This window comes from Isoptericola sp. NPDC055881, from assembly GCF_053615895.1.
Genome location: NZ_JBSHCR010000025.1, coordinates 50,599 through 59,874, shown reverse-complemented (window position 1 = coordinate 59,874; position 9,276 = coordinate 50,599). Strand labels below are relative to the sequence as shown.

At 74.8% G+C, this 9,276-nt stretch carries 9 protein-coding genes; 4 read left to right on the top strand and 5 right to left on the bottom strand.

Translation table 11 applies throughout. From position 1 onward, the window contains the following. Positions 1 to 62: 62 nt before the first annotated feature. The 4 genes from ACWGKI_RS09920 to ACWGKI_RS09905 all read right to left on the bottom strand — a co-directional run bounded on the left by ACWGKI_RS09920 (position 63) and on the right by ACWGKI_RS09905 (position 5,387). Positions 63 to 2,309 (bottom strand): PhoX family protein, encoded by a 2,247-nt coding sequence (locus ACWGKI_RS09920; protein WP_452186607.1) that lies wholly within the window; start codon positions 2,307 to 2,309, stop codon positions 63 to 65. Positions 2,310 to 2,437: 128 nt separating this feature from the next. Next, positions 2,438 to 3,526 (bottom strand): molybdenum cofactor biosynthesis protein MoaE, encoded by a 1,089-nt coding sequence (locus ACWGKI_RS09915; RefSeq protein ID WP_452186606.1) that lies wholly within the window; start codon positions 3,524 to 3,526, stop codon positions 2,438 to 2,440. Further along, complete coding sequence (gene moaC / locus ACWGKI_RS09910) at positions 3,523 to 4,050, bottom strand: cyclic pyranopterin monophosphate synthase MoaC (RefSeq protein ID WP_452186604.1); 528 nt, start codon at positions 4,048 to 4,050, stop codon at positions 3,523 to 3,525. The genes ACWGKI_RS09915 and moaC overlap by 4 nt, the downstream gene beginning before the upstream one ends. Next, positions 4,047 to 5,387 carry a molybdopterin molybdotransferase MoeA gene (locus tag ACWGKI_RS09905; protein ID WP_452186602.1) on the bottom strand — a complete coding sequence of 447 codons (1,341 nt, stop codon included), beginning with the start codon at positions 5,385 to 5,387 and terminating at the stop codon, positions 4,047 to 4,049. The genes moaC and ACWGKI_RS09905 overlap by 4 nt, the downstream gene beginning before the upstream one ends. Before the next feature lie 59 nt (positions 5,388 to 5,446). Here ACWGKI_RS09905 and ACWGKI_RS09900 point away from each other — a divergent pair, with 59 nt between their 5' ends. Genes ACWGKI_RS09900 through ACWGKI_RS09885 form a run of 4 tightly spaced genes read left to right on the top strand, consistent with a single transcriptional unit; the run spans position 5,447 to position 8,527 of the window. Beyond that, positions 5,447 to 5,842 (top strand): TOBE domain-containing protein, encoded by a 396-nt coding sequence (locus tag ACWGKI_RS09900; protein ID WP_380241837.1) that lies wholly within the window; start codon positions 5,447 to 5,449, stop codon positions 5,840 to 5,842. Next, positions 5,839 to 6,654: a molybdate ABC transporter substrate-binding protein gene (modA, locus tag ACWGKI_RS09895; protein ID WP_452186600.1), complete on the top strand. Its 816-nt coding sequence runs from the start codon at positions 5,839 to 5,841 to the stop codon at positions 6,652 to 6,654. Before ACWGKI_RS09900 ends, modA begins: the two co-directional genes overlap by 4 nt. Before the next feature lie 5 nt (positions 6,655 to 6,659). Then, entirely contained in the window at positions 6,660 to 7,475 is an 816-nt protein-coding gene (locus ACWGKI_RS09890; RefSeq protein WP_452186598.1) for an ABC transporter permease, read from the top strand. Continuing rightward, positions 7,472 to 8,527 (top strand): sulfate/molybdate ABC transporter ATP-binding protein, encoded by a 1,056-nt coding sequence (locus ACWGKI_RS09885; RefSeq protein ID WP_452186596.1) that lies wholly within the window; start codon positions 7,472 to 7,474, stop codon positions 8,525 to 8,527. The genes ACWGKI_RS09890 and ACWGKI_RS09885 overlap by 4 nt, the downstream gene beginning before the upstream one ends. A gap of 287 nt (positions 8,528 to 8,814) precedes the next feature. On the opposite strand, the gene ACWGKI_RS09880 is transcribed toward ACWGKI_RS09885, so the two are convergent. Beyond that, on the bottom strand, positions 8,815 to 9,240 hold the full coding sequence (locus ACWGKI_RS09880; protein ID WP_452186594.1) for a hypothetical protein: 426 nt from the start codon (positions 9,238 to 9,240) through the stop codon (positions 8,815 to 8,817). Positions 9,241 to 9,276: the final 36 nt, after the last annotated feature.

Sequence of the window (9,276 nt, the reverse complement as noted above, 5' to 3'; positions counted from 1 at the left end):
GTCCTCATTCGGGCGGAATGAGGACCAAGTCAGCACGCTCGTTGCCTCAGGGGCGGTCAGCGTCAGCGGTGGCGCGGCCACGGGAACGGCCCCGGGCCGTCCCAGCCGCCGTTCCCCTTCCCGCCGCCGTTCCCGTTCCCGTGACCGTTCCCGTGGCCGTTCCCGTGGCCGTTCCCGTGGCCCGGGTGCTCGCCGCGGCCGGCGCGGTAGACCTGCACCGTGGCCGGGCGGGGGCCGCGCCACGCACCGGCCGGCGCGGCCTCGCCCTCGGCGAGGTAGTCCGGGAAGTAGGAGTTCGGCGCGTCGAAGGTGCCGTCCTCGCCGGGGTGCTGGACGTTGACGTAGACCATCTGGTCGCGCGAGTCGACCACCGGTCCGCACGTCTCCGCGTCGCGCGGCACGGACAGGAACTGCTCCACCCGGCCGCGCTGGCGCCCGGTCAGCGTCACCTTGAACAGCCCGTCGCACTTCTGGATGGTCGACGGCGCGCCGTCCGTGGAGATCCACAGGTTGCCGTCCGCGTCGAACGCGAGGTTGTCCGGGCAGGAGATCGGCGAGACCTGGTCGGCAGGGAAGCCCGAGAAGTACGTCGACCCGTTCACCGACGGGTCGCCCGCCACGAGCAGCAGGTTCCAGGTGAACGTGGTGGACGTCTGGTCGCCGCGGTCCTCGATGATCTCGACCACGTGGCCGTCGCGGTTCGTGGTGCGGGGGTTGGGCTCGGTGGCGCCCTCCTTGCCCGCCTTGCCGCGGTCGGAGTTGTTGGTGCACGCCACGTAGATGCGGCCGGTGAGCGGGTTGGGCTCCACGTCCTCGGGGCGGTCCATCTTCGTGGCGCCGACGGCGTCCGCGGCGAGGCGCGTGAAGACCAGCACCTCCTCGACCGTCATGCCTGCCACGCGGGACTGCCCGTCCTGGACCAGCGGGATCCACTCGCCCGTGCCGTCGAAGCCGCCGTCGGACGGGACCGCGCCCGTGCCGTCGATCTCGGACACCGGGGAGTCGCCGGTGAACCGCGCCACGTACAGGTCGCCCTCGGACAGCAGCGTCTTGTTGTGACGGCGCGCCCAGCGGCTGCTGCCGGAGCGGAAGCGGTCCTTCGAGACGAACTTGTAGACGTAGTCGAAGCGCTCGTCGTCGCCCATGTACGCCACCGCGTGGCCGCGCTTCGAGAGGATGACGTTGGCGCCCTCGTGCTTGAGCCGGCCCATCGCCGTGTGCTTCACCGGCGCCTCGTCGGGCTCGTACGGGTCCACCTCCACGACCCAGCCGAAGCGGTGGCTCTCGTACTCGTAGCCCGGGTTGCGGCCGTCGAAGCGCGGGTCGTCGAGCTCCCACCCGTAGCTGGTCGCGGCGTCCTTCAGGCCGTACCGGGCGTCGCGCGGGTCCTTGCCGTTGACGCGGAAGTTCGCGTTGTAGTTCTCCTCGCCGGACACGACGGTGCCCCACGGGGTCGTGCCGCCCGCGCAGTTGTTGAGGGTGCCGCGCACGCGGGTGCCCGTCGGGTCCTCGACCGTCTTGAGGAGGTAGGAGCCGGCCGCCGGGCCGTCGACCCGGAACTCGGTGTCCACGGTGATGCGGCGGTTGAAGCGGCTGATCCGCGAGTACGTCCACGGCGACCCCTCGCGGTCGCGGCGCACCTCGACCACGGACATGCCCCAGGCGGCGCGCTCGATGGCGCGGCGGGTGGCGGCGTCGTACGACGCGTCGAACATGATGCCCGCGTTGGTGTACTCGTGGTTGCTCACCAGCAGGCCGCGCTTGCCGCGGTGCGTCTTCCCGGGGCGGACGTCGTCGGGGTCGGCCGGCAGGATGTCCAGGTAGTCGACGTTGTAGCCGAACTGCTTGGCCTGCTGCTCCGGCGTCTGGTGCGCGGCGTCGAACGCGCGGCCGCCGGGCAGGATCGGGTCGCCCCAGCGGATGATCGGCGACCACTCGTAGCCTTCCGGGACGACGAAGGCGTCGACCGCGGCGTCCTGCGGGGTGATCGCGCCGAAGGAGAGGCCCTTGCCGGCCCCACGGCCCGTGGCGGTGGCGGCGCTCGCGCCCGGCGCCCCGGCCACCTGGGCACCGACGACGACGGTGGCGGCCGCGGCGGCCAGGCCGCCCAGCATGACGCGCCGGGACAGCGCCCGGGAGGCGACGTCGCGGAAGTACTCGTTCGCGGACTCGTTCGGTGCCGGGTGCGAGCACGCGTCCGCGCACTTGAGCCGGCAGGTGACGGCGCTGCGCTTGCCGCGCGCGTAGTGGGGGCTGTGAGGCGTGGCCGCGAGCTCCAGCAGCGGGCGCGACTCGGGGGCGATCGTCATCGGGCACTCCTGAGGGTGTGCAGTGCAGGACAGGGGGTGACCTGCCCGAACGTAGGGAGCACCGATGGCGCGCGGCCGTCGTGACACCGTCCCTCAGGTGAACAGCAGGTGACGCCCAGGACCCGGCGTCAGCCCAGCGACGCGACCCACTCGGACGTGCCGTCGTCGAAGCCCTGCTCCTTCCAGATCGGCACCTCGGCCTTCAGCTCCTCGACCAGGTCCGAGGCCGTGGTGAACGCGGCCTGCCGGTGCCCCGCGGCGACGGCCGCGACGACGGCGACGTCACCGACGGCGAGGTCGCCGGTCCGGTGCACGACGGCGGCCCGCACGCGGTCACCCGTCGCCGCGGCCGTCCGCCGCGCGACGCGCTCGGCCACGGCGCGCAGCACCGTGGCGGCGTCCGGGTGCGCCTCGTAGTGCAGGCGGTCCACACGACGTTCCTGACCTGCCGCACCGTCGTGGTCGCGCACGTAGCCGGTGAACGTCGCGACCGCGCCGCACGCGTCGTCGCGCACCAGCGTGCTCAGCTCGCCGACCAGCGCGTCGAGCGGGGTGTCGACGACGTCCGCGCGCAGCACCACGGCGTCCGGCCCGGCGCCGTCGCCGGCGGGGGTGGCGGAGGCCGTCGCGGAACCCGTCGCCGCCGAGGCCGCGGGGACGGGATGGTCGCCACCGGCGAGCTGGTCGACGGCGTGCGGGAGGACGTCGGCGAGCGCGTCGAGGCCGTCGACCACGCCGCCGACGGAGCCGGGCAGGTTCACCACCAGCGTGCGGCCGGCCACGCCCGCGACGCCGCGGGACAGGGCGGCCGCCGGCACGGCGCGCTTCGCGGGGTCGACCGGGGCGAGCGAGCGCGCCCGGACGAGCTCGGCGATGCCCGGGACCTCACGGTCCAGGACGGCGAGCGTGGCCTCCGGCGTGCGGTCGCGCGGGCCGAGGCCGGTGCCGCCGCTGGTGACGACCAGGTGCGGCGTCTGCTGCGGTGCCGCGGCGAGCAGCGCCGCGATCGCCTCGCGCACCGGCTCGCCGTCGGGCACGACGACGGGCGGCGACGTGCGCCAGCCGCGCGCCTCGAACCAGGCCACCGCGGCAGGCCCGGAGCGGTCCTCGTACTCCCCCGCCGCCGCGCGGTCCGACGCGACGACGACGGCGACGCGGCGCTCCGGCCGCGCCTCGCCCTGCTCGCCCTCGTGCCTGTGCCCGTGCGTCCCGCTCATGCGCCCTCCCCGTCCGGCGTGGCGGCCGCGCGCGTCCAGTCGCCCGACTTGCCGCCCGACTTGGCCACGACCTGCACGTCCGTGAGCACGGCCGCCTTGTCGACCGCCTTGATCATGTCGTAGAGCGTCAGCCCCGCGACGGTGACGGCGGTGAGCGCCTCCATCTCGACGCCCGTGCGACCGGTGGTGCGCACGGTCGCGGCGATCTCGACCGCGCCCGAGCCGTCGGCGGTCGGCACGACGTCGATCTCGACGCCGGAGATCGGCAGCGGGTGGCACAGGGGCACGAGGTCGGGCGTGCGCTTGGCGCCGAGGATCCCGGCGATGCGGGCGGTGGCGATCGCCTCCCCCTTGGGCAGGTCGCCCGTCGCGATGCGTGCGACCACGTCCGGCCGCGTGCGCAGGACGGCGGTCGCCGTCGCCTCGCGCCGGGTGACGTCCTTGGCGGACACGTCGACCATGTGGGCCGCGCCGTCGGCGCGGCAGTGGGACAGGCCCTGGTCCGGGGTGGTCGGGTCGGTCAACGGAGCTCCTGGTAGTCGACGGGGTCACCGGCCGCGAGGTGGGAGACCCCGGGCGGCACGTGCACGAGGATCGTCGCGGCGGCGAGATGGGTCAGCAGGTGCGAGCCGGGGCCGCCGCTCATCCGGACCCGGCCCTCGGCGTCGAGCACGCCGCGCCGGACCTGGTGCAGCGCCGGGGGCGAGTCGAGGGGCTCGGCGAGCGGCGCGCGGCCGGCGGGGCGGCGCGCGGGCGTCGCGCCGGTCGCGGCGGCCAGCAGCGGCCGCAGGAACAGCTCGAACGACACGTACGCGCTCACCGGGTTGCCCGGGAAGGCCACGAGCGGCACCTGCACCCCCGCAGAGCTGTCAGCACCAGGTGAGGGCATACCCGCACGTGGCTCTGACAACTTTCCGAGGGTGACGGTGCCGAGGCCCTGCGGCCCGCCCGGCTGGACGGCGACGTGCCCGAACCAGGCCCCGGTGAGCGTCTGGCGCACCACCTCGTACGCCCCCGCCGACACGCCACCGGTCGTCACGACGAGGGTGACGTCGTGCGGGGCGTCCGCGAGCACGTGGAGCAGCGCGTCGGGGCGGTCCGGCACGACCCGCGTGGTGACCCGCGCGCCGGCCTGCGCCAGCGCGGCGGTGAGGGCGGCGCCGTTGGCGTCGTGCACCTGGGCGGGGCCGAGGGTCGTGCCGGCGGGCGCGAGCTCCGAGCCGGTGGAGACGAGCAGGACGTGCGGGGGCGCCGCGACGTCGACGGCCGGGACGCCGGCCGCCACGAGCGCGCCGAGCTGCGGCGGGCCGAGCGGCGTCCCGGCCGCCAGGAGCACGTCGCCCTGCGCGACGTCGGACCCCGCGGTCCGCACGAACGTGCCCGGCGCCACGGGGACGTCGAACCGCACCGTGGCGACCGTCTCCGGGTCCGGGAAGCGGGGCGGGTCCGCGGCCTCGATCTTCACGACCGCGTCGGCGCCGGCGGGGACCGGCGCACCGGTCATCACGGGGGCCGCGGTGCCCGGCTCCAGGGGCGGCGGCTGCATCCCGGCGGGGACGGGCGCCACGACCGGGAGGATCACCGGGCCGGACGCGGCGACGGCGAGGTCGGCCGCGCGCACCGCGTAGCCGTCCATCTGCGCGTTGTCGAAGCCGGGCAGGGCGACCGCCGCCACCGCGTCCCGCGCCAGCACGCGGGGGGCCAGCGTCGCAGCCTTCGCCGTCTGCGCCAGCAGCGTCGCGACGTCCACCCGCACCGTGTCCCGCTCGCGCGCCGCCGCCAGCGCGGGCTCGACCAGCGCGGCCACCGCCGCGGCGTGGTCGGCCACGGACCGCCGCGCGCGCATCCCGTCCTCCTGCACGGACGTCAGCCTATGGTCTCCCCGTACATACCCGCAGATGCGGGACTATGCTGCGTCCTGTGCCGCACATGCGAGTCTCCGAAGCCTCCGTCTATCTCGGCGTCAGCGACGACACCGTGCGCCGCTGGATCGACCGCGGCCTGCTCGGCTCCACCACGGACGCGTCGGGACGCAAGGTCGTCGACGGCTACGAGGTCGCCATGGTGGCGCGCGAGCACGCCACCGTGCCGGCGCTGCCGGGCGGCATGAAGAGCTCCGCGCGCAACCGCTTCGTCGGGCTCGTCACCGACCTGCAGGTGGACACGGTGATGGCCCAGGTCGAGCTGCAGTGCGGCCCGTTCCGCGTGGTGTCGCTCATGAGCAGCGAGGCCGTGCGCGACCTCGGGCTGGAGCGCGGCTCCGTCGCGGTCGCGGTCATCAAGTCGACGACCGTCGTCATCGAGGCCGAAGCATGACCGGCCCGGGACGGGCGATCAGCCTGCGCCGGCGCGCAGCGGCCGGGGTCGCGATCCTGTCGACGGCGGCAGCGGTGGCGGCGCTCGCAGGCTGCGGCGCCCAGCCCGGGGACGACGAGGCAGCGGCACCGGGCGGCGGCACCACGACGCTCACCGTGTTCGCCGCGGCGTCGCTCAAGGCCTCCTTCGAGGACCTCGCCGAGCAGTTCGAGGCCACGCACGACGGCGTGGACGTGCAGCTCAGCTTCGCCGGGTCGTCCGACCTGGTCGCCCAGATCCAGCAGGGGGCGCCGGCGGACGTGTTCGCGTCCGCCGACACGGCGAACATGGACAAGCTGGCGGACGAGGACCTCGTGAGCGAGCCCCGGGACTTCGCCACCAACACCCTGGAGATCGCCGTGCCGCCGGGCAACCCGGCAGGCGTCGAGGACCTCGCCGACCTCGCGGACCCGGACGTGAAGCTCGTGCTGTGCGCACCCGCGGTGCCCTGCGGGGCCGCGTCCGCGAAGGTCGCCGACGCCGCGGGCCTCGACCTGCGGCCGGTCAGCGAGGAGCAGAGCGTCACCGACGTGCTCGGCAAGGTGATCGCCGGCGAGGCGGACGCCGGGCTCGTCTACGTCACGGACGTCGCCGCCGCCGGTGACGACGTCGAGGGCGTCGAGCTCCCGGAGTCGTCCAGCGCCGTGAACATCTACCCGATCGCCCCGGTGGCCGACACGGACCAGGCGCGGCTCGCGCACGACTTCGTCGACCTCGTGCTCTCCGACGACGGGCAGCAGACCCTGGCCGGCTACGGCTTCGCCGCGCCCTGACGGTCATGACGACCACCCGCGCCCCTCGCACCCGCCGCCCCGAGACCGCCGTCGGCCTGCCGCGCTGGGCCTTCGTGCCCGCCGCGCTGGGCGGCCTGTTCGTGGTGCTGCCGCTGGTCGCGATGGCCACGCGGGTGGACTGGTCGGGCTACTGGTCGCTGATCACGAGCGAGTCGGCGCGGGCGGCGCTGGTGCTGAGCCTGCAGACGTCCGCCGCGAGCACCGCCGTGTGCCTCGTGCTCGGGGTCCCGATGGCGCTGGTGCTGGCGCGCTGCCGCTTCCCGGGGATCGACCTGCTCCGCTCGCTGGTGATGGTGCCGCTGGTGCTGCCGCCCGTGGTGGGCGGCATCGCCCTGCTCTACACGTTCGGGCGCCGCGGGCTGCTGGGCGAGACGCTCCAGGTGGCCGGCCTGCAGATCGCGTTCTCGACCACCGCGGTGGTGCTCGCGCAGACGTTCGTCGCGCTGCCCTTCCTGGTGACGAGCCTGGAGGGCGCGCTGCGCACGGGAGGCGCCCGCTACGAGGCCGTCGCGGCGTCCCTCGGCGCCCGCCCGACGACGGTGCTGCGCCGCGTGACCCTCCCCCTGGCGTGGCCGGGCCTGCTGTCGGGGGCGGTGCTCTCGTTCGCCCGGGCCCTCGGCGAGTTCGGTGCCACGATCACGTTCGCCGGCAGCCTCCAGGGCGTCACGCGCACCCTGCCGCTGGAGATCTACCTGCAGCGCGAGACCGACCCGGACGCCGCGGTCGCGCTCTCGCTGCTGCTCGTCGTCGTCGCCGTCCTCGTCATCGCCGCCACGCGACGCGAGCGGGGTGTCCGGTGACGCTCACCCTCGCCGCCACGCTGCCCGATCGCGGGTTCGACGTGCAGCTCGACGTGGCCGAGGGCCGCACCCTCGCCCTGCTCGGCCCGAACGGCGCGGGGAAGTCCACCGCGCTCGGGCTCGTCGCCGGGACGCTGCGCCCGCACGACGGGCACGTCACCCTGGACGGACGCCCGCTGGTGCGCGCCCAGGGCGGCCGCACCCGCACGTGGGTGCCCCCGCACGCACGCCAGGTCGCGCTGCTCGCGCAGGAGGCCCTGCTGTTCCCGCACCTGTCCGTGCGCCAGAACATCGCGTTCGGCCCACGCTCCCGAGGCGTGCGACGTCGCGACGCCGACGCCGCCGCGGGCCGGTGGCTGGAGCAGGTCGGCCTCGCGCACCTGGCCGACCGCCCGCCGTCGACCCTCTCGGGCGGGCAGGCGCAGCGGGTGGCCGTCGCCCGCGCGCTGGCGGCCGAGCCGCGGGTGCTGCTGCTCGACGAGCCCATGGCGGCCCTCGACGTGGACGTCACGCCCGAGCTGCGGCAGGCGCTCCAGCGGCTCCTCGCCGGGCGGACGGCGGTCCTCACCACCCACGACGTGCTGGACGCCCTGCTGCTCGCCGACGAGGTCGCGGTGATCGAGGACGGACGTGTCGCCGAGCGCGGCCCGACGACGCAGGTGCTGAGCCGGCCACGCAGCGCCTTCGCGGCGCGGATCGCCGGGCTGAACCTGCTCACCGGGACGTGGACCGGCGACGGCGTCCGCACGCCCGCGGGCGAGGTGGCGCACGGCCGCACGCCGGGAGACGCGCTGGTCCCGGGCGCACCGACGATCGCCGTCTTCCGCCCCGCCGCCGTCTCCGTCTACCTCGAGGAGCGGCACGGCTCGCCGCGCAACACCTTCCGCGGCACCGTGACCTCCCTGGAGCCGCGTGGCGACCTCGTGCGCGTGCGCACCGACCACCTCGCCGCCGACGTCACGCCGCAGGCCGCCGCCGAGCTCGCCCTCGTCCCCGGCACGCCGGTGTGGCTGTCCGTCAAGGCGGCGGAGGTGGACGTCTACCTCGGGTGACGCCCCGATACCCCGCGCGCGGCCGGCTGGTCAGGACGGCGTCCCGAGGGGGGCATCCTGCTTCAGGTCCGCACTGAGCGCGGCGCACCGCTGCACCAGCGTGCGACCGTCGGCGAACTCGATCCCTTGCGCGAGGAGGTCGCTGGCGTGAGCGGAGCCGCGCCATTCGAACAGCGCTCAGGACCGTGACGCGATCTCGTCGGATCGAGCAGGCTGCTGGGGCGATCGTCGTGTGGAGCCGTCACGTCAGCGTGCTGTTCTGATCGCGACACCCGCACGCGGGGCGTTCAGTCCTCTCCCTGACGAACGGAGACGAGGATCCACGTCTCGTCCTCCTCGGACGTGACCGCGACCGATACTTCCCGGCCCATGTTCGTAGCGACGAAGTCCGGTTCGCCGGTGTAGGGCCCGAGATCGAAAACACGGGCGTCAGCGCCGGCCCGCACACGAAGCCACGCCGCGTCGTGAGTACCGGTCGCGCTGACGCTGAGGAGGAACTCGCCCGCCGATGACAGCAGACCGGTCGAGGTGACGACCCGAGTCCACGCGGTGTCGACAGCCGACGGATCGGGATCGTCGTCGGCGATGCGGACGGTCGGGACCGCCGAGGCTGACGAGAATTCCCGCCAGACGTCACGCACCTCGTCGACGGTGCCCTCCGTTCCGAGAACCTCGAATCCGGCACGTCGAACAATCTCGTAGGGGTCGGTCACGGACCAACCTCCAGATACTCCTGACCCCCGGCCAGC